Annotated in this window: 19 protein-coding genes; 10 read left to right on the top strand and 9 right to left on the bottom strand. The window is 59.2% G+C overall.

The window, feature by feature from the left end; all coding sequences use genetic code 11:
- Window positions 1-86: 86 nt before the first annotated feature.
- From ABWV79_RS14350 to ABWV79_RS14340, 3 genes are all read left to right on the top strand, one after another.
- Window positions 87-3005, top strand: coding sequence for an error-prone DNA polymerase (locus tag ABWV79_RS14350; protein WP_353392709.1), 2919 nt, complete (start codon window positions 87-89; stop codon window positions 3003-3005).
- Window positions 3006-3053: 48 nt separating this feature from the next.
- Window positions 3054-3467, top strand: a complete 414-nt coding sequence (locus ABWV79_RS14345; RefSeq protein WP_353392707.1) for a group III truncated hemoglobin — start codon at window positions 3054-3056, stop codon at window positions 3465-3467.
- 134 nt (window positions 3468-3601) lie between these two features.
- Window positions 3602-4540: a DMT family transporter gene (locus ABWV79_RS14340; RefSeq protein WP_170355825.1), complete on the top strand. Its 939-nt coding sequence runs from the start codon at window positions 3602-3604 to the stop codon at window positions 4538-4540.
- A 52-nt stretch (window positions 4541-4592) separates the two neighbouring features.
- Here the strand turns inward: ABWV79_RS14340 and ABWV79_RS14335 are convergent, their stop codons facing one another.
- Window positions 4593-5705: an S-(hydroxymethyl)glutathione dehydrogenase/class III alcohol dehydrogenase gene (locus ABWV79_RS14335; RefSeq protein ID WP_170355824.1), complete on the bottom strand. Its 1113-nt coding sequence runs from the start codon at window positions 5703-5705 to the stop codon at window positions 4593-4595.
- 129 nt (window positions 5706-5834) lie between these two features.
- Between ABWV79_RS14335 and ABWV79_RS14330 the strand changes: the two genes are divergently transcribed.
- Window positions 5835-6122: an I78 family peptidase inhibitor gene (locus tag ABWV79_RS14330; protein ID WP_353392705.1), complete on the top strand. Its 288-nt coding sequence runs from the start codon at window positions 5835-5837 to the stop codon at window positions 6120-6122.
- A 61-nt stretch (window positions 6123-6183) separates the two neighbouring features.
- Window positions 6184-7836 carry a Y-family DNA polymerase gene (locus tag ABWV79_RS14325; protein ID WP_353392703.1) on the top strand — a complete coding sequence of 551 codons (1653 nt, stop codon included), beginning with the start codon at window positions 6184-6186 and terminating at the stop codon, window positions 7834-7836.
- 15 nt (window positions 7837-7851) lie between these two features.
- Here ABWV79_RS14325 and ABWV79_RS14320 read toward each other — a convergent pair whose 3' ends face one another.
- Window positions 7852-8577 carry an SDR family NAD(P)-dependent oxidoreductase gene (locus ABWV79_RS14320; protein WP_170355818.1) on the bottom strand — a complete coding sequence of 242 codons (726 nt, stop codon included), beginning with the start codon at window positions 8575-8577 and terminating at the stop codon, window positions 7852-7854.
- Between the two features lie 189 nt (window positions 8578-8766).
- On the opposite strand from ABWV79_RS14320, the gene ABWV79_RS14315 reads away from it, so the two are divergent.
- Genes ABWV79_RS14315 through ABWV79_RS14295 form a run of 5 tightly spaced genes read left to right on the top strand, consistent with a single transcriptional unit; the run spans window position 8767 to window position 12964 of the window.
- Window positions 8767-10089, top strand: a complete 1323-nt coding sequence (locus ABWV79_RS14315; protein WP_353392702.1) for an NAD(P)/FAD-dependent oxidoreductase — start codon at window positions 8767-8769, stop codon at window positions 10087-10089.
- Complete coding sequence (locus tag ABWV79_RS14310; RefSeq protein WP_353392700.1) at window positions 10052-10588, top strand: chalcone isomerase family protein; 537 nt, start codon at window positions 10052-10054, stop codon at window positions 10586-10588. Before ABWV79_RS14315 ends, ABWV79_RS14310 begins: the two co-directional genes overlap by 38 nt.
- Window positions 10588-11811 (top strand): MFS transporter, encoded by a 1224-nt coding sequence (locus ABWV79_RS14305; RefSeq protein WP_353392698.1) that lies wholly within the window; start codon window positions 10588-10590, stop codon window positions 11809-11811. Before ABWV79_RS14310 ends, ABWV79_RS14305 begins: the two co-directional genes overlap by 1 nt.
- Complete coding sequence (locus ABWV79_RS14300; RefSeq protein ID WP_353392697.1) at window positions 11808-12425, top strand: DUF3833 domain-containing protein; 618 nt, start codon at window positions 11808-11810, stop codon at window positions 12423-12425. Before ABWV79_RS14305 ends, ABWV79_RS14300 begins: the two co-directional genes overlap by 4 nt.
- A complete protein-coding gene (locus tag ABWV79_RS14295; RefSeq protein ID WP_353392695.1) occupies window positions 12422-12964 on the top strand; it encodes a DUF3833 domain-containing protein in 543 nt (180 codons plus the stop codon). The genes ABWV79_RS14300 and ABWV79_RS14295 overlap by 4 nt, the downstream gene beginning before the upstream one ends.
- Before the next feature lie 51 nt (window positions 12965-13015).
- Here ABWV79_RS14295 and ABWV79_RS14290 read toward each other — a convergent pair whose 3' ends face one another.
- The 7 genes from ABWV79_RS14290 to ABWV79_RS14260 all read right to left on the bottom strand — a co-directional run bounded on the left by ABWV79_RS14290 (window position 13016) and on the right by ABWV79_RS14260 (window position 19778).
- Entirely contained in the window at window positions 13016-14023 is a 1008-nt protein-coding gene (locus ABWV79_RS14290; RefSeq protein WP_170355807.1) for a porin, read from the bottom strand.
- A 342-nt stretch (window positions 14024-14365) separates the two neighbouring features.
- The gene (locus ABWV79_RS14285; RefSeq protein WP_353392694.1) at window positions 14366-15529 is read right to left on the bottom strand and encodes a TonB family protein; all 1164 of its coding nucleotides are present in this window, start codon (window positions 15527-15529) and stop codon (window positions 14366-14368) included.
- The gene (locus ABWV79_RS14280; protein ID WP_170355803.1) at window positions 15526-15903 is read right to left on the bottom strand and encodes an ExbD/TolR family protein; all 378 of its coding nucleotides are present in this window, start codon (window positions 15901-15903) and stop codon (window positions 15526-15528) included. Before ABWV79_RS14280 ends, ABWV79_RS14285 begins: the two co-directional genes overlap by 4 nt.
- The gene (locus ABWV79_RS14275; protein WP_170356050.1) at window positions 15900-16226 is read right to left on the bottom strand and encodes a biopolymer transporter ExbD; all 327 of its coding nucleotides are present in this window, start codon (window positions 16224-16226) and stop codon (window positions 15900-15902) included. Before ABWV79_RS14275 ends, ABWV79_RS14280 begins: the two co-directional genes overlap by 4 nt.
- A gap of 31 nt (window positions 16227-16257) precedes the next feature.
- A complete protein-coding gene (locus tag ABWV79_RS14270) occupies window positions 16258-16923 on the bottom strand; it encodes a MotA/TolQ/ExbB proton channel family protein (protein WP_353392692.1) in 666 nt (221 codons plus the stop codon).
- Window positions 16920-17354, bottom strand: a complete 435-nt coding sequence (locus tag ABWV79_RS14265) for a hypothetical protein (RefSeq protein WP_170355800.1) — start codon at window positions 17352-17354, stop codon at window positions 16920-16922. The genes ABWV79_RS14270 and ABWV79_RS14265 overlap by 4 nt, the downstream gene beginning before the upstream one ends.
- A gap of 135 nt (window positions 17355-17489) precedes the next feature.
- A complete protein-coding gene (locus ABWV79_RS14260; protein WP_353392691.1) occupies window positions 17490-19778 on the bottom strand; it encodes a glycoside hydrolase family 9 protein in 2289 nt (762 codons plus the stop codon).
- Window positions 19779-19857 lie beyond the last annotated feature (79 nt).

Here is a 19857-nt window from a genome sequence, read left to right as displayed (position 1 = left end):
CTGCCCAGAGGGGACACTGCAAACGACCCGTTTCCTGCGCAAAGGACTCGAAAAAGAACAAAAGGTGAATATAATGTGGAATCGCCATGTATGCCGAATTGTCGATCACATCGAACTTCACCTTTCTCACCGGGGCCTCGCACCCCGAGGAGTATATGCAGCGTGCCGTCACACTTGGTCTGCCCGCCATCGCGATTGCCGATGACAACTCGGTCGCCGGGATCGTGCGTGCCCATACCCAGGCGCGCGAGATCACCCGAAAGGTGCGCGAACGTGTGGAATGGGAAGGGCAGAACACGCTCATCGGCCCGCCCTGCCCCGATCACATCCCCAAACCGCCCTCCTACCCGATCCACGCCGTGCCACGCCTGATCCCGGCAGCCCGGCTAATCTTCACCGACGCGCCCACCGTCACCGCCCTGCCCCTGAACCGGCAGGGCTGGGGCAATCTGTGTCGTATCCTGTCCGCGGGCCGCCTGCGCGCCGAGAAAGGCGATTGCACCCTGCACCTGTCCGACCTGCTGGAGTTTTCCGACGGTCTGCACCTGCTGCTCTGGCCACAGGCAACCCGGTCGCCGGGCGGCGCGGACGCATGGCGGACACAGGCGCAACAGCTGACGCGCCGCTTTGGTGGGCGGATGCATTTGCTGATGCATCCCCGGTATGACGGGGCTGATAACGCCTATTTTTGTTTATTAGAGACTGAATCGCAGCAACTCGGCCTGCCCACCCTCGCCAGTGCTGCGCCACTGATGCATCACGGCGCGCGGCGCAAGCTGGGTGATGTGCTGACCGCCATCCGCCTGCGCCGCAAGGTCGATGATCTGGGCCGGGACGCTCTGGCCAATGGGGAACAGCGCCTGCGGTCCAAGGCCGAGATGTTGCGCATTTTCAAAGGCCATGAAGGGGCCGTCACCCGCGCCCATATGTTCAGCGAACAGCTGACATTCTCGCTGGATGAGCTGCGCTATGAATACCCCAGCGAGGGCAGCGAACAGGAAACCCCGACCCAACGCCTGCACCGTTTGGCGCATGAGGGGCTGAAATGGCGGTATCCGGCAGGAGCCTCGGAAAAAGCCAAAAAGATGCTGGCGCACGAACTGACCCTGATCGGCAAGCTGAAATATGAACCCTATTTCCTGACCGTCCGTGACATCGTCACCTTCGCCCGATCCCGCGATATCCTGTGTCAGGGGCGCGGCTCGGCGGCCAATTCGGTGGTCTGCTACTGCCTTGGCATCACCGAGGTCAGTCCAGAACTGGGCACGATGGTCTTTGAACGCTTTGTGTCCGAGGCGCGGGACGAGCCGCCCGATATCGATGTCGATTTCGAACATGAACGCCGCGAAGAGGTGATCCAGCACATCTATGACCGCTATGGCCGGGAACGCGCGGGCCTCTGCGCCACGGTCGTACATTATCGCGGCAAACGCGCCATCCGCGAGGTGGGGCGAGCGATGGGGTTGACCGAGGATACGATCTCGGCGCTCTCGTCACAGCTATGGGGGTTCTTCTCGGCCAAAGGTCTTGAAGCCGAACGCATGCGCGAGATTGGCCTTGATCCCGACGATAAACGCCTGAAACAGACTCTAATGCTAGTCTATGAGATTGACGGCTTCCCCCGTCATCTGTCTCAGCATGTGGGTGGGTTCATCATCACCGAAGGGCGGCTGGACGAACTTGTCCCCATCGAAAACGCCACGATGGAGGATCGTACGGTTATCTGCTGGGATAAGGATGACATCGATTCCTTAGGTATTCTGAAAGTCGATGTCCTCAGCCTTGGCATGCTGACGTGCATCCGCAAGGCGTTCGACCTGATCACGCAGCACCACCAAACCGGCTATACCCTTGCCACCCTGCCGCCCGAGGATCCGGCAGTGTATGACATGCTGTGCAAGGCGGACTCGGTCGGGGTGTTTCAGGTGGAATCGCGCGCGCAGATGAACTTTCTGCCACGAATGCGTCCGCGCAATTTCTATGATCTGGTGATCGAGGTCGCCATCATCCGCCCCGGCCCCATTCAGGGCGACATGGTCCACCCGTACATCCGCCGCCGGAATGGCGAAGAGGAGGTCAGCTTCCCCTCGGACGCGTTGGGTGAGGTGCTGGGCAAAACACTGGGCGTGCCGCTGTTTCAGGAACAGGCGATGCAGATCGCCATCGTCGGCGCGGGCTTCACCCCCGAACAGGCGGACCGGCTGCGGCGGTCGCTGGCGACGTTCAAGAAACATGGTAATGTCAGCGAATTCCGGTCCTTGTTCCTGCGCGGGATGGAGCGGAACGGCTATGAACAGGATTTCGCCGAACGCTGTTTTTCGCAGATCGAAGGCTTCGGCTCTTACGGTTTCCCCGAAAGTCACGCGGCCAGCTTTGCGTTGCTGGTCTATGCCTCGGCCTGGATCAAATGCCACCATCCGGGGATTTTCGCCTGCGCGCTGCTGAATTCACAGCCCATGGGGTTCTATGCCCCAGCGCAGATCGTGCGCGACGCGCGTGAACATGGGGTTCAGGTGCGCCCCGTCTGTATCAATGCCAGTTTCTGGGACAACGTGATGGAACCCGACGGTCACGGCGGGTTGGCTCTGCGGCTGGGGTTCCGCCAGATCAAGGGCCTGAGCGAGGAAGATGCCAGCTGGCTGACCGCCGCGCGCGGTAATGGCTACCATCAGGTGGATGATGTGTGGCGTCGTGCCGGACTTGGCCCCTCGGTAATCGAACGGTTGGCTGAGGCCGATGCCTTCTCCGCCTGCGATCTGACAAGGCGCGAGGCGTTGTGGCAGGCCAAAGCGATTGCCACCGCGAAGCCCTTGCCGCTGTTCTCGCAGGATCTGGAGGGCGAGGCGCTGGACGAGCCCGCAGCCTATCTGCCACAGATGACGCTAGGCGAGCAGGTAGTCGAAGATTACGTGGCCACCCGCCTCAGCCTCAAGGCGCATCCAGTGGCCCTGATCCGGCATCTACTGACGCCCGATCCGCGCGACAAAACCACACCTGTTGCGTGACGCCCAAACCGGGTATCGGCCCAGAACAGAGTCGAAAACGGACCAAACATGACCCGCCCCACGCTGTCGCCGCGCTTTCCCGCGACCCCAGATCAGATCAATGCTCAGGTCGCCGCCTTTTACGCCCGCGTGCGCGAGGACGCGGTGCTAGGACCGGTCTTCAGCACACATGTCCAAGACTGGCCCACGCATGAGAAAAAGATCGCCGCCTTCTGGCGCAACGCCATCCTGTATGAGCGCAGCTATGACGGCAATCCGCAACGGGTCCATATTGAACGGCCCGACGTGCAGCCCGACATGTTCGCCCATTGGCTGGACCTTTTCGAAGAGGTCGCCACCCAGACCCTGCCACCCGAGACCGCGATCCCGTGGGTCGCACTGGCCCGCCGGATCGGCGTGGGGATGAAGGCCGGTGTGCAATCTGCACGACAACCCAAAGACGCCCCTCCCATCCTGCGTTGATCCCGGGACATGGCGGTTTTGCCATGTTAGCGGTAAAATAGGGGCTATGCGGGTCGGCCAAATGGGTTTACTCAGGGGTACGACAGCCCCAATGCGCTGCGCCCCTACACCGACACATCACCCGAGGCCGCCTCATGAGCACTCAGAACACCACCCTTCGGGGGCTTGGCTATGCGTTTGCGGGCTTTGCCGTTTTTGCGAGCCACGATGTGCTGATCAAAGTGCTGGGTAGCACCTATTCGGTGATGCAGATCATCTTTTTCGCAACGCTGTTTTCCTTTGTGCCAATGGCGGTGACGATCCTGACCGACCGGACAACGGGCAATTTCCGACCACATCACCCATGGCTGGTCCTGCTGCGCTCGGCCCTGATGGTGACGTCTATGGTCTGCGCCTTCTACGCTTTCTCGGCGCTGCCGCTGGCCGAGGTCTACTCGCTGTTGTTCGCCTTCCCTCTGTTCGTCACCGTCCTGTCGATCCCGATCCTGGGGGAAGTCGTGCGCGCACAACGTTGGGCCGCCGTCGGCTGTGGCCTGATCGGAGTTCTGATCGTCCTGCGCCCCGGTGCCACGGATATCACTCTGGGCCATCTCGCGGCCCTGACTGCGGCGTTTTCCAGCGCGTTAGGGTCTGTTTTAGTACGCAAGATCGGGAATGAGGAACGCTCGGCCGTACTGATCCTTTATCCGATGCTGCTGGCCATTGTGGTCATGAGCTTGATGCAGCCCGCCGTTTACCAACCACCCTCGCTGCTGCATCTGGCGATGATGGCGCTGGTGGGCGTGTTTTCGGTCATCGCTCAGCACCTGATCATCCTTGCCTATCGCGCCGCGCCTGCAGGCGTGGTCGCCCCCAGCCAATACAGTCAGATCATCTGGGCCACATTGTTCGGCATGGTCTTTTTCAACGAGCGGCCGGATGGCTGGGTCGCTGTTGGGGCCAGCATCATCATCGCCTCAGGCGTCTATGTGGTCTGGCGCGAAAGCCGGGCGAACACCTCGTCGGTCAATACCCCGGTTCTGAGGGTCCGCTCGCCCCGGTCCGACACAGGCGCAAGCCGTCCCGGCAAATAAAAACGGCGCGCCATTCACAGCGCGCCGTCCTCAAAATCGCAGGTTCAGGGCCTTAGTAGACCACAACCGAGCGGATGCTTTCGCCCTTATGCATCAGGTCGAAACCGTGGTTGATGTCGTCTAGACCCATGGTGTGGGTGATCATCGGGTCGATCTCGATCTTGCCTTCCATGTACCAGTCGACAATTTTCGGCACATCGGTCCGGCCCCGCGCGCCACCAAAGGCCGTCCCTCGCCACGAGCGGCCCGTGACCAGCTGGAACGGACGGGTCGAGATCTCGGCCCCCGCAGGTGCCACGCCGATGATGATCGACTCACCCCAGCCCTTATGCGCCGATTCCAGCGCAGCGCGCATTACGCCCACATTGCCGGTGGCGTCAAAGGTGTAGTCGCCGCCGCCTTTGGTCAGGTTGACCAGATAAGGAACCAGATCGCCTTCAACCTCGGCCGGATTCACAAAATCGGTCATACCGAACTTGGTCGCCATCTCGACCTTGGCCGGGTTCAGGTCAACGCCAACAATCTGATCGGCCCCAGCCAGACGCAGGCCCTGAATCACGTTCAGACCAATGCCGCCCAGACCGAATACGATGGCACGGCTGCCGATTTCCACCTTGGCAGTGTTTATGACAGCGCCGATACCGGTGGTCACACCGCAGCCGATATAGCAGATCTTGTCGAAGGGCGCGTCCTCACGCACCTTGGCCAGCGCGATCTCGGGCAGAACCGTGTGGTTGGCGAAGGTCGAGCAGCCCATATAGTGCAGGATCGGATCGCCATCCAGGGTCGAAAAGCGCGAGGTGCCATCAGGCATCAGGCCCTGTCCCTGCGTTTCACGGATCGCCTGACACAGGTTGGTCTTGGGATGCAGACAGTATTCACACTCACGGCATTCCGGCGTGTAAAGCGGGATCACGTGGTCGCCCGGCTTCAGGCTGGTGACGCCTGGGCCGACCTCAACCACGACGCCTGCGCCTTCATGGCCCAGAATCGCGGGGAACAGCCCCTCGGGGTCGGCACCCGACAAGGTGAATTCATCGGTATGGCAGATGCCGGTGGCCTTGATTTCCACCAGAACCTCACCCGCTTTGGGGCCTTCAAGGTTCACATCCATCACTTCCAAAGGTTTGCCCGCCTGAACGGCGACGGCGGCACGGGTACGCATATCGTTGTCTCCCTGTCTTCTTTGCCCCGACCCTGCGGCAATCGCAGGAGGTTTTCAACTGCGCTTTGGTGACAGGTTTGTTAAACATCTGATATTGCAGAAACGACATTGCCGGAAAAAGGAACGCCAATGTACCGTTTTATCCCCACGCTGGCCCTGCTGGCCGCCTGCACCCAGACACCCGCGCCCGAGGACGCGCCCCTGTCGCCCGAACCTGCGCCGGTTGATCTGGCGTTTTGTCTGGGTGAGCCCTTTGCCAATTCTATCGGTCAACCTGTCTCGACCATTCAGGCCCAATTGCCTGAACGGTCCCGCGTTCTGGGGCCCGACGGCATTGCCACACAGGATTACCGGATCGACCGGTTGAATGTGTTTGTAGATGAGACCGGGATCATTCAGCGCCTGACCTGCGGCTAGGCGTGGACTCGGCAGACGATTCTACGATAAGAACAAAATGGGAACATTTTGATGTCTGCCGATGCCAAAACGCCGAATACTTTCACTCTGGTTTCCTCGTCTGGGGGCTGAACGGCTGATCCGCGCTGCGCGGGGGCTGCAGGATGGGCCTTTGGCTGTGGTGACCGAGCAGTCGAACATGCAGGTGATCACATCGCTGAACGCCACGGCGCAGACCGCCGGGTTGCGCGTGGGCCAACCAGTGCGCGATGCCCATGCCATGTGCGCCAATCTGGTGACACGCCCCCGCAACGCCCCGGCCGAGGCTGCGTTTCTGACCGCCCTGCGCCGGTGGGTGGGCAAGTTCAGCCCATGGGTTGCCGAAGAAGCCCCCGACGGCCTGATCGTGGATCTGTCAGGCTGCGCGCATCTGTTAGGCGGGGAAGAAGCGTTGTTGAACGTGATCGAAACCGACTGCGCAGATATGGGGCTGAGCGTACAGATGGGCATCGCCGACACGCTGGGCGCGGCCTGGGCGCTGGCGCGCTACGCGGGGCAACAGGCCACCTCCGACCGCAATGGCGACGCCATCAGCCAAGAGGCTCGCGCCACCCGCGCCCGCGCCACCAAGCGGCGGCACTGGACCAAGGGCGGGGCCGCACCGCAAGTGGTGGCTGTGGGCAGTGGCGCGCGGATCGCAGCGCCGGGGCAATCCTATGGCGCGCTCAGCCCCCTGCCCATCGCGGCGCTGCGGCTTGAGGATCAGGTGGTCGCACAGCTGAACCGTCTGGGTCTGCGCCGGATCGGCGATCTGTTGGGGCAGCCGCGCGCGTCGCTGGCGCGGCGATTTGGGCGGGGGCTGGTGCTACGGCTGGATCAGGCGATGGGCAGCGCGCCCGAGCCGGTCTCCCCCGCCCGCCCGCCGCATCACTTTGCGGTGCGGATGACCCTACCCAACCCGATCGGCCTGACCGAGGATGTGATGGCCGCCATCGACCGCGTTCTGCCAACGCTCTGCACCAAGCTAGAGGAGAAAGCGCGCGGGGTACGCACCCTACGGCTGGAAGCTCATCGCGCCGATCAGGCCGCCGAGGTTATCGAGGTCGGACTGGCCCGCCCAACCCATGACAAACACCGTATTCGGCCTTTGTTAGAGATGAAAATTGACCAGATCGACGCGGGCTATGGCATCGACATGCTGCGGCTTGAGGCGGTGCAGACGGAACCCCTACACGCCCGTACCATGGCCGGCCATGCCGAGGCGCGCCGCGTCGCCCGCAACCGGTTGGACGGCAACACCGCCGTCGAAGACCTTACGGCCAAGCTGGGGGCGCGGGTCGGGTTGGAGGCGATCACAAGGCGGCACCCGGCGGCCTCGCATATCCCCGAGAAAACCGCACAGGTGCTGGCCGCTGCGTGGTCGGAGCCCGCGTCCGACTGGCCCGCGCCGCCGCGCCCGCGCCCCTTGCAGATGTGGCAGCCCGAGCCGGTAACGGCCCCAGATACCCCAGACGTGCCCAGCACCTTCCGCTGGCGCGGGCGAGACTGGCAGTTGGCGCAGGCGACGGGGCCGGAACGGATCGCACCCGAATGGTGGCTGGATGACCCCAACTGGCGCAGTGGTGTGCGCGATTACTGGGTGGTTGTGACCGAACAGGGCGAACGGCTGTGGCTGTTTTATGGCCACGGAGGCACCATGTCGGCGGGCTGGTTTTGCCACGGTCAGTTTGGATAAATGCCTAATTAGGGTCTATTTTCCGCGATATACCAGCCAATCCGGCAGGTAATCGATCAGTCGGATCACCCAGGAAAACGGCGCGGGAAAATCGGTGCGGAACCGGCGACGCCCCATCGCTTTGGCCACGCGATTTGCTGCATCCTCGGGCGTCATCAGCATGGGCATCTTGAAGCTGTTCTTCTCGGTCAGGCGGGTCTTGATGAAGCCCGGATTGACGATCCGCACAGTCACACCAGTTCCAGCCAAATCATGCCGCATCGTCTCCGCCAGAGACACCAGCGCCGCTTTGCTGGCCCCATAGCCAATTGCAGCAGGCAACCCATGGTATCCGGCCAGAGACCCGATAAGCGTGATCTCACCCTGCCCGGCCTTGACGAAACCGGGCACGGTTTCTCCCAACACGCGCATGGCCCCGAGATAATTCACATCGACCATCCTCAGCGCGGTTTCCGTGTCCCAATCGCCACTGCGCATGGGATCATAGGCCCCGGCGTTATAAACCAGACCATCCACCGCGCCCGCCCCGGCCACTGCGGCGCGAACCGAATCCAGATCAGTCACATCCATAGGGATTGCGCGAGCGTTGGGCAAAGTTTCACACATCTCGGCCAGACGGTCGGCATTGCGCGCGGATAAGATCAGATGCGCGCCCTGACGGCTGAGAGCTTGGGCTAAAGCCCGCCCCAGACCTTCGCTGGCACCAATGATCCAATAAGTTTTTCCGTCAAAGCTGCTCATTCCGCGACCGTTTCATATGTTGTGTTTCTTTTACGACCGCGACGGGGCGCTGGATCAAAAGCAGATCCGCCAAGTCTTCTGTAACCCGAGGTCACAAAATAGTGCATTCAAGAAAAACACCTAATCCGATTGATCCACCCAGGCCCATTCTGCGTATCTTATTGTAATACGTTACATAACGAGGCTTGAATGTTCGACGAATCCCGGGGCGGCCGGAAAAAAATCGCAGTCATTGGCGCAGGCATCTCGGGTCTCTCCGCAGCTTACTACCTGTCAGAAAACAACGACGTAACCGTCTTTGAGGCCGAACCCCGACTGGGCGGCCACGCGCGCACGGTTATGGCCGGAAAGAACGGCGATCAACCGGTGGATACCGGGTTCATCGTCTTCAACTATGTGACTTATCCCTACCTGACCGCGCTGTTTGACGAGTTGAACGTCCCGGTCATCAAGTCGGAAATGAGCTTTGGCGCCACCATTGACAATGGCCGCATCGAATACGGGCTGAACAACCTGCGTACACTGACGGCGCAGAAACGCAACTTGGCCCGTCCCGCCTATTACAAAATGATCGCCGACATCCTGCGGTTCGGAAAAGAGGCCCCAGAGGCCGCCCAAGACGATGACACCACAATCGGAGAGTTGGTGGATCAGCTACGCCTGGGCCATTGGTTCCGCCACAACTATCTGATGCCCATGTGTGGCGCGATCTGGTCGACCCCAGTTGAGTTCGTGGATCAGTTCCCGGCCCGCTCGCTAGTGCAATTCTTCCGAAACCACGCTCTGCTGGCCAGTGGACGCGCGAAGCAGCATCAATGGTATTCCGTCAAAGGCGGTAGCATCGAATATGTGCGTCGCATCGATGCCGCCCTGCGCGCGCGCGGATGTGATATCCGATTGGCTGCACCGGTTGATCACGTGAAACGCGACGATGTGGGTGTTACGGTCCACAGCCAAGGTCACGCGGATCAGTTCGACGAGATTATCCTCGCCACGCATTCCGATCAATCGCTGGCCATTCTGGGCGATGCCGCGACCGAAGCCGAGCGCGCGGCACTTGGCGCAATCCGGTATCAGCCCAATACAGCGATTCTGCATTGCGACGAACGCCAGATGCCACGGCGACGCGCCTGCTGGTCCAGTTGGACCTATCGGTCGCAGGCTGGAAATGTTGGCGTAACCTACTGGATGAACCGGCTTCAGAATATTCCGGACAGTGACCCCCTTTTCGTGTCGCTGAATGCTTCATCAGAAATTCCTGCGGATAAAATCTATGATCAAGTCGAATTTGCCCACCCGGTATTCGACAAAGCAGCCCTGAAAGCACAAGGGCAAATCCGCGAGATGCAGGGACAGAACCGAACTTGGTTTGCCGGCGCCTATAACAGGCACGGCTTTCACGAAGACGGGATTGCCAGCGCGATGCATGTTGTTGCGCAGCTGAACGGCACCCCGCAAACCCTCGGAGCTGAAAATGACACTCTTGCAAAAGGCCCGGCCATCCCTGCCTAAGGGTGGCTTCCGCGCGGCGTTGATTTCGGTGTTGCTGCTGGCCTCTGGCGGGCTTGCAGCCTCACCGGGCCTGAACACGCTGGACAACCCTCAACTGCATGGCACGGCAACCTACCGGTATTTGGGGTTGCCTCTGTATAATGCGCAGCTGTTCACACAGCGCGGTGCGTCGTTTGATTGGGGGCAGGACTTTGCCCTTGAACTTCAATACCGCCGCAACGTGACGAAAAAGGCGCTGATCAATTCGACACTGGATGAGATGGAGCGCATCGGCAGCCCGGCCCCAGTGCGCGATCAGCTTGAAACCTGCTTCAAGGCCGTGAAGAAAGGCGACCGATACCTGGCCGTATCAGATGGACCAGATCGCGTATCTTTCTGGCTGAATGGAGCCAAGACCTGCACGATGTCCTATCCGGGCATCAAGCGCAGTTTCATGTCTGTTTTCTTGGGTGAAAACACGCGCTCAGCCTCCTTCTCGCAGAAGTTGCGGGGACAATAATGCTGTATCCGCGGGTCAGCCTCTATGCGCTGATGCTCGCGGCAGCGGGTATCCCGCTTTATATTCATCTGCCGCGTTTCGCCGCCGTCAATCTTGGTATCGGACTGGGCGTAATCGGTTCTGTCCTGCTGGTGATCCGGTTGGTCGATTTGGTGCAGGATCCTTTGATCGGCTGGGCCATCGACCGTTGGCCCAAGGCCCAACTTGTATTCGCAGCAATGGCTGCGCTGGGATTGGCCATTGGCTTTCCGGTCCTCTTTAACTTGCCCGAAGGCGCAAGAATCGCAGCATTAGTCTCTGTTCTGGTGTTACTGTTTTCGGCCTACAGCCTCGGCACGATCCTTTTGTATGGCCGCAGCGCCACCCTTGCAAAACAGACAGATCCGAAAGAACTGATGACATTGGCCGCATGGCGCGAAGGCGGCCAATTGTTGGGAGTGGTCGTCGCAGCCAGTGCCCCTGCTCTGTTTCTGGCGTTCGGAGCGGCCGCTCAGGGATATCCAGCTTTCGGCATATTCCTGGGCCTGTTAGCGATGCTGACATGCGCGGTGACGTACCCCATTTGGCTGCGTACGCCGATAACCGGCGACGGGTTATCTTTTGCAGGGCTGGGTCAGGCAGGTGCGCTGCGTCTGTTGGCTTTGGCGCTGGTGAACAGTTTGCCTGTGGCCATCACGTCAACCTTGTTTTTGTTCTTCGTTGAAGATCGTCTGCAATTGCCTGGAAAAGCCGGGCCGTTATTGATCCTGTTTTTCCTCAGCGCCGGGGCAAGCGTTCCGCTTTGGGCACGCCTAAGCAACCGAATTGGCCCGAAACAGACTCTGATAATCGCCATGCCCCTTTCGATCGCAGGCTTCATCGGTGCCGCCACTCTGTCGGCGGGGAACCTGACTGGGTTCGCGGTGATCTGTATTGCATCTGGTGCCGCATTGGGCGCGGATATGGTCGTGTTGCCAGCGATGTTCTCGGTCGTACTGACGCGCGCTGGCCTGAACGCATCCGCGGCGTTTGGCATCTGGTCATTTGCGGGCAAACTGGGCCTTGCATTGGCCGCCTTCTTCACTTTGCCGCTGCTCGAACGCAGCGGATTCGCTCCGGGACAAGCAAACTCGGCCGAGGCTCTGAATACGCTCAACCTCGCCTACGCAGTGCTGCCCTGCATCCTGAAACTCGGCGCGTTCGGAATGGTTCTGACGTTGCCAACGGAGGTCACTTCCAAATGACACTTGTTGCCATCCTTCTTGCCGCCATCCTTTTGGTGATCATTGCAAAGCGGAGGTTCCTGAGCTTTCGCTCACAGGTACCTGCGGACTACGCAAGCACAGGCCCTGCCTTTAACATGAAACAGAACCTAAACGGGGAAATCCTGTCCGAGGGGTTGATCTATGGACCCAACGGCAAGATGACCAACAGCTTTGTTGCCCGTATGGTTGGCGAATGGGACGGAAACACCGGTACACTGGCCGAGTATTTCACCTATTCCAACGGCAAGCAGATGACCCGCAAATGGTATCTGACACTTGGCACTGGCAACACATTTACCGCCACTGCAGATGACATCGTGGACGAGGGTCAAGGCACGATCTCGGGGTCTACTGTCAAGTTGAAGTACCGGATCATTTTGCCGCAAGATTCAGGCGGGCATACTCTGGACGTGACCGATTGGATGTATCTGACCGAAAACGGTGTGATCATGAACCGATCCGAGATGCGCAAGTTCGGAATAAAGGTTGCCGAACTGGTTGCCACGATGCGCCCTGCGCCCGAGGTCAAGACCGCGCATCTGAACGGGGCGAACGGATATGATGCAGACAGCGACGTGAGGCCGCTGCAATGATGATCCGGCGGCTTACTGTCTCAGCTCTGGCGATCGTGGGGATTGTGGCTTTAGCATCTTGTTCGGCCAAGCCGCGCGTTCCAAAGACGTTCCTGTCAGACCGGCAATTGAATCTGGAAGAGTTCTTTGAGGGCGAAACCGTAGCCTATGGGCAGTTCCAAGACGTTCTTGGCAATGTCCCGCGACGGTTTACTGTGGATATAGACGGCACATGGGACGGCAAAACGCTGACGCTTGTCGAAGATTTTGTTTATGACGATGGTGCCACGGAACAGCGGATCTGGACTCTGACCAAAACAGGTGAAGATACGTGGACAGGAACCGCTGCGGGTGTGCTTGGCACCGCCTCGGGTGTCGAGCGTGGGGATACGTTCAACTGGAAATACAAAATCGACCTGCCCATAAAAGAAGGCACAATGCGCGTGAACTTCGACGATTGGATGTGGCTGTTGTCGGATGACCGGTTGCTGAACCGCGCTTATGTTTCGCGTTACGGCGTGCGGTTGGGCGAAGTCATTCTGTTCTTTGAAAAGAAATGAAAAAGGGCGGATCTAAGGACCCGCCCAATAGTCTGTATGGTTCAGATCAACTTAGAAGTTGAACTGAGCACCAAAGTCAGCGCGGATGCGGCCGTCTTCGTCACCGTCTTTGATCTCGCCAACAGCGCCACGCAGGGTCGCACCGTTGCCCAGGTCGTAGATGGCACCAACACCGATGTTGCGCGTATCGTCATCCGCATTGCCGTCACCGTAAACGAACTGCAGGGTGGTTGCTGCGCCAACGTTGTAAGATGCCGACAGACCATAGGCAGTGCCGTTTTCGGCATCGTCAGCAACGTCGTCGTCTGCCAGGAACAGGGTGCCGTAGAAATCGCCCAGTTCTGCGCCGATGGTCAGAACGGCCAGGCTTTCTTTTTCAACGCCAGCGCCTTCGTCGGTCTCACCATAGGCCAGCGACGCGGTGATGTTGTTGAATGTGTACGAACCGCTTACGTCCCAGCGATCGCGATCGTCAGTCTGACCCGCGCCCAAGAATTGAGTGTCCTGATCATACGAGGCCGAGAACGCGAAATCGCCGACGGTGTAACGGAAGAATACCGCGTTTGCACCGGAACCGGTCGAGCTGTACTCGAGGAACGAGTAGTTAACGCCAACGTACTGGCCAAGGAATTCTTCCAGGCCGGGTTCGTTGCCGAAATAGTCATCCAGGTTGTCGAACGAACCCGAGACGTTGCCCGCGTCAACACGCAAGCCGCCGTAGATGACCGAGAAACGGGCGCCGTTCAGACCAGCTTCGTTCTGTTCACCGGTGGACGAGTCGTCGTCGGCCTGCAAACGAACGCGGCCCTGGAATTCGACACCGCTGTCGGTTTCGACATTGGCGTCGATGTTCAGGCGGAAACGCGACACCAGAATGGTATTGTCGGTCGAAGGATTGTTCACGTTGACGGCGCCGCCGGCGGTCGTGGTTGTGGTTTGTGCAGAACGATCTTCTTCGTAGCCAATACCAAAACGACCGTAGCCGCTGAATTTAACTTCCGCAGCAGCAACGCTTGCGGTTGCGATCAGCGCGGTCGATGCGATGAGGAGTTTTTTCATGGTGTGATTCCATAAATTTCGAGAGGAGGAAAGCCGCGCAATTGCGACTTGAGCTTCCATTCTTAGATTTACAGAAATTACGCAATATGTATCTTGCGTTTTTTTGTCAGCGCAATGGAGTCTGTTGCATCTTTGCACTGATCGTTGATCCCGCCGCAGCGGAGTTAGCGTTTATTTAAGAACCATTCGGGGATTCACCAGAAACATTACAAAGGTGTGATCAACAAAAATGGCGGCGGGCCTTGAAACGGCCAAACGCCGGAATATCGCATTGAAAATAAGGGTAAATTCAAAGCCCAAATATTTGAGTGCAGACAAAACGATCTGCATGTCCGATGGTGGTCAATTGCTGGTGTAAAAGAACGACAAACTGCGGCTGGTTCCTCCGGGTGGCAGAGGGAACGGCTCGGCGGCGCGAACTTGCGCGCGGGCCGCGCGGTCGACTTCGGGCGAGCCGGAACTGTCCACCACATCGACAAAGGCCAGTGATCCGTCAGGGTTGATCCGGAAGAAAACCTGCGCAAAGCCGCGCGCCGAGACAAAGACGACCGGGGCGCGGTTCAGATGGACCAGAACCTCGCCCGCATAGTTGGTGGTGTCCGAATTCCCGGGCCCTCGCCCACCAGACCGAGTGCCACTGTTGCCTCGGGTGAAGTTATCGACCCCGCTGCGCCGATAGGTGGATAAGGGCGACTCGATCTCTTGCGAAGGGAATCTCAGATCACTGAAATCCCGCGCGCCATTACTTGCGCCCTGCCGTCGGGGTGTCGGCTCGCGTTCGGGCCGTTGTGGCCGGATCGAGGACCGAACAGCCAGTTCCGAACCCGCCTCGGTCTCTTCCGGCTCGGCGGTTGCTTCGGGCAGAACGGGATCGACCGCTTCATCTTCAAGCGGCACAACCGGCACGACGGAAATTTCGGGCACAGGTTCAGCTTCGGGTTCAGGAAGCGCTGCCAGTTCTTCGACCTCCGGTGTCACGGGCGGCGTTTCGGTGGGGGCCTCAAGTTCCTCGGGCAAAACGTCCGGATCGCCTTCGGGTATCTCGACCACCTCTGCTGTTTCCACGGACGGAGTTTCTTCAATTTCATCGCTCGCGGCTTCTTCGCCTTCAGATGTATCTTCGGTCTCAGCCACATCCGGTTCGACTGGCTCGGTTTCTGCGGGCTGCACAACTTCGGCCTCACCAACATCCGGCGAGAAGGTCTGCTGAGGGTTTTCCGAGGCGACTAGCGCCTCGCTGACCGGCACTTCAGGTTCCTCTGGCAGTTCTTCGACAACTTCTTCTTCGGCTGGCGGCTCGGGCTCGGGGACAGGCTCCGGCTCTTCCGGTTCTGATGCGGGTTCGGCAAGGTCTTCGAAACTGTTGCCCAGTTCAACCGTATCTTGCGCGTCCGAAGTGCCAGCATCCTGAACCAGATTTGGCGTCGTAAAAGCAAGCCCCATGAAATGCAGAAGCAATGACACCAGCACGGCGACAACCGCGATGAAAATGGACCCCCGGATCATTCCAACGCCTTTTGGGTCACCACGAATACAGATGTTGCCCCAAGACGACGCAATGTCCCCGTAACTTCGACCAGACGCGCGCCCAGCGCCTCGCGATCGGGGACGATCCGCACCGGGCCGGGCTCTCGACCTTGCATATAGGCTTCGGGCTCAATCTCTGTTCCGCGAAAACTCAGGCTGCCGTCACTGTGCATTACCAAAGCATCGGGCGGTTCGCGCCCATCCAATTCGGACGTATCCACAAGCTGAAGATCCGGATCCAGCGGCACCGCAACCGTTCCGGCGATCAGAAAGAAGATCAACATCAGAAAGACGACATTGATCAGAGCGATCGTGGAGTCGCGTTTGCGGCGGGGACGGATTGAGCGGATCATTCCAGCACCAAAACGCTGAGACCTTCGCGCCCCCTGAGCCGGACCAAAAGGTCCACCAACCGCTGCGAGGTGGTCGCCTCGCCCAAACTGATCAGAATCTGGCCGGTTTCGACCTGCGCAGTCAGATCATCAAACGTAATGTCAGCACCGTTCAAAGTCAGCGTCTCGGGCCCGAGTTGAACAAAAAACCGTTCGGTCGGGGTATCAGAGGGAGTGCCGCCGCCGGTCGCGTTACTCAGCTCGATTTCGGCGTATTTCGAAAAAGTCGACGTGAGCATGAAGAACAGAAGCAGCAGAAAGATCACGTCGATGAGCGGCGTCATCGACAGCGGTCGTCTGACAAAGGGCGCCCTGTTACGCATGTCCCGGTGCGGTTTCCATGGGTTGGTCAGTATCGGCGCGCGGGATCGCTTGCCCCGGCACAAGGATCGTACGCAGCGCCTTGTCGGCGAATACTCTTTCACGTGCCGTCCGGCTTTCGAACCAAGACAGGACCATTGAGGTCGGCATAGCCACGGCCAACCCTACGGCAGTCGTGATCAGAGCCACCCAAATTCCGCCCGCCAAAAGTGACGGATCAACAGACGAGCCAGCGGATTGCAGGCTTTGAAACGCCTCGATCATACCCAGAACAGTCCCGAACAAACCCAGCAGCGGGGCCAACTGCGCCACCGTGTCTAACAGGCGAAAGCCGCGTTCAAGCCCGGCCAGCGCCAGCCCGGCTTCGGCATCCAGACGTTGGTCCAGCCCTGGTGCATCCGGCGCATCCATGGCCACTTCAACCAGCGGTGCCAGATAGCTGCGGCTTTTGGCCAGCCGCGCGCGCGCCGTCTGCTTGTCGCCATCATCCCAGGCGGCCAATGCCTGCGACAACACCCGGTGCCGTCCAACACCTGACACGGTGAACTGCCAGACCTTATAGAGCGTCACCGCAAGGGTCACGACGGACATGGCAATCAGGATCGCAACAACCGGCCCGCCAAGGTTCAGGATTTCGCGCAGCGCGTCAATCGGGCTCATCCCAGAAGCTCCACGTCTGTGCGGGTACTCAGCTTCAGTGCCTCAATGCAGATCGGACTGTCTGCGCCTTCGACCGAGCATTTCTTTGCACCGTTGATCAGCACTTGTCCGATGGACGCGCAGCTTACGTCGCGCAGGTCAAATCGCCGTAACCGAGGGCGATCCACGGGCAGTTCGCGAAAAGGGTACAGCGTCAGGGTGATCAGACTGCCGGATGTGTCGAAGATAACCGTTTCGAAACTGGCGTCTTCTATGTCGACACCGGTTTTGTTTTCGACCAGGAAGTTCATACGACAGCCCTGTTCGACATCCTGCAAGGCATTCAATTCAATCTGCAAATTCCCCGGCCCACTGTCCTGAGACTGCGCGGCAGACGCGAACGGCAAGCTACAGAAGATCAAAGCCACAAGGGCCGGACGGAGAAACGGCATTTACGTGCTCCCGATTGTTCAAAGTGGACATCGAAGACCGACGACACTTGACTGGCGATCCGCTACACATAGCGAACACCGCAAGCCGGTAAAAGAGCAGCAGACGGCTTTGTGAATTTCGTGGCAGACCTGCGCCTATTCGGTTGTAGTGTCACCATTTCCCGACGCCTCATCAGAGGGTCGACGCGTTGCGAATGCACAGGCGACCAACCATTCCATCGCGTTCGCCTTCATGTCATGTTCCGCTGTCACGGCGATACTGCGACTTTCGAAGATCTGATTGTAAATCGGCCAGTCATCCTGGAGAGAAGGGTAAATCGACCCTTGTGTCTTTCTCTGCTCCCATTTGTGCATCTTGCCTCCGGCTACTCCAAAGCTGATCTGGCCGGGAATCGTGGCCGTTCCACGCCGGTCGGTCATCAAAGGGTCCGAAAAATCGCGATGCCCCATACCTTGCACAAAACTGACATTGGCGGGATTGCAGCCCAGCCCGAACCACATGCCTTCCGCAGCCTTGTCTAGCAAATCCTGCGGCACGTCCTCTACCAACGCACCGTACATGGCAAACTGCCCGGCTCTCCAGTTCGAGCCGGGACCAAAACGCATCCAACCCCGGCCCCAAGGGTACGTGGCCGTCGTGTGCAACCCGAAATCCCGCCCCATTCTTTCGCCTTTTAAAGCGCGCGATTTTATCCAGCGACCGATCGCGGAATACACCTTGCTGTTTACGGGCCTGCCTTCTTTGGCGGCTTTCATATATTCGGTATTGCTGTAGGGATAGACACCCAATCGAACGCCGTCCACAGGCGTATCAGCCTGCGGGGCAAACGGGTTATGAGCTTCAAACGCGGCGCGCGCCTGTTTGTTACCGGTCGCCCGATACAAAGCCGCCGCGGCAGCGACACGAGCCTCGGCGACCCTGCTTTTCGACAAAACGGCCGTTTCATCAGCTTCGTCCATGTCCGGCACGGGTTGCTGTTCCGCCCAATTCCACGCCGACAGGGCTTCGGCAATGATCGCATCGCCCAGCACCTGGTCTGCGCAGGTGTTCTTGATCACATGCCCCAGCTTGGCTGCGCCGAAGACGAACCGATAAGCGGCCCAGACCTCGGGTCCATAGGCATAGATTTTCTGCACCGGGTTCCATGAAACCGATCCAAATATCCCGCTTCTGGAATACTCGACGCCCCCTATGATCGCACCATCCTCGTGCTGTGTGCGACGCCACAAAGACGCGCCCCAAAGTGCCTCGTGGATCAGATCAGGCAGGACGGTTTGACCATCTCCGATATCCTGCGCGTTCTTTTTGGCCTTCACGGCCGGATGCGCGAAAGGTTTGCCGCTTTCCGGCAGATTCAAGTTCAGAGTTCGACAGTGATCATGAGCCTCGACAAGTTCGGCCATGTGAAAGACCACATCCATGTGCTGCACGCGGCGATCCCAGTCACCCGCGTCATGCCATCCACCCCATGCGCTTGGATTGGTCGACATCGTCGACAGTTCGGGCGCGGCGTCGGTACCTCCTGTCCCCTGCACATACTCGGACAGCAATTCAAAAACGCGCGCTTTTCCGTAGCCCTCGCTTGTAACGCCCAGTTTAACGTCCGTTTGCCATATTCTGAGCCCATCGTCGGGGTGGCCGTCGCGCGGCCGCGATATCCCCTCGCCGAATGGTTCCGCAATTTCACAACCGGATCTCTGGTAATAGTACCAGCGGGCAGCCAGTCGCAGGGCTTTGTCGTAAGGTGCGAGTGATACAGGGAAAGGAAAAGACCGACCCAACCCGTCGACATGAAGATGAAAATCTCCCTCGAGATTCAGGTCAGAAAAGTCAGCCTCATATATATCGCAGCCATTGAAATTAAGGTCTTTCCGATGCGGCTCGGCCCCAGGTTTCACAAGTCGCAAACGACCTGACATCGCTTCGGCCCCGTCTTGGGTGGACGTAAGGCGCCAAACCGTGTCCTCTGATACTGCGCCATCCGTGTTTCCGGCCCGACCGTTCTGGTCCTGACCCCACCACGCACCGACATATGCCTTCTTTGGCCCGGTCAGAGGATATCCGGCGTGACAAACGTGGATCGCTTCGCTGAACGGGTTTTTTTCTCGGCGGTGTTCGCTCCTTTTTACAGTCGGCCCCTTGATGGCAACGACCGCACCTTCGGGAATGTCTTGATCCAGTTCGAAGGTTACAACATGCCGCTTCGTGCTTTCGAAACGTCCGTTTGCGACTGCCATCGTCTGAACAGGTGTAGATTTGCGGTACAGCGCGGTCACCTGCACGGCTGTACCGTCGACGGTCACTTGCCACTGATCGGCCTCATCAGCCAAAGCGTGCTTTTGATGGTCTTCTTTGCCCAGACGAAACCCGCCCAAGCGGCTGCCCTTCTCGACTTTGGCCCAACTTGTGAAAAGTTGAGGCATGGTCGCACTCTCATTCCCCGAGAAGTTCCCTGAACGACCATTCAACTTCCCAACCGAACCGAAATCCTTTGTTGGGTCC

The organism is Ruegeria sp. HU-ET01832 (assembly GCF_040371315.1).
Classification (GTDB): Bacteria; Pseudomonadota; Alphaproteobacteria; order Rhodobacterales; family Rhodobacteraceae; genus Ruegeria; species Ruegeria lacuscaerulensis_A.
The sequence above is the reverse complement of the archived record's forward strand: the minus strand, read 5'-3'. Positions and strand labels throughout refer to the sequence as shown.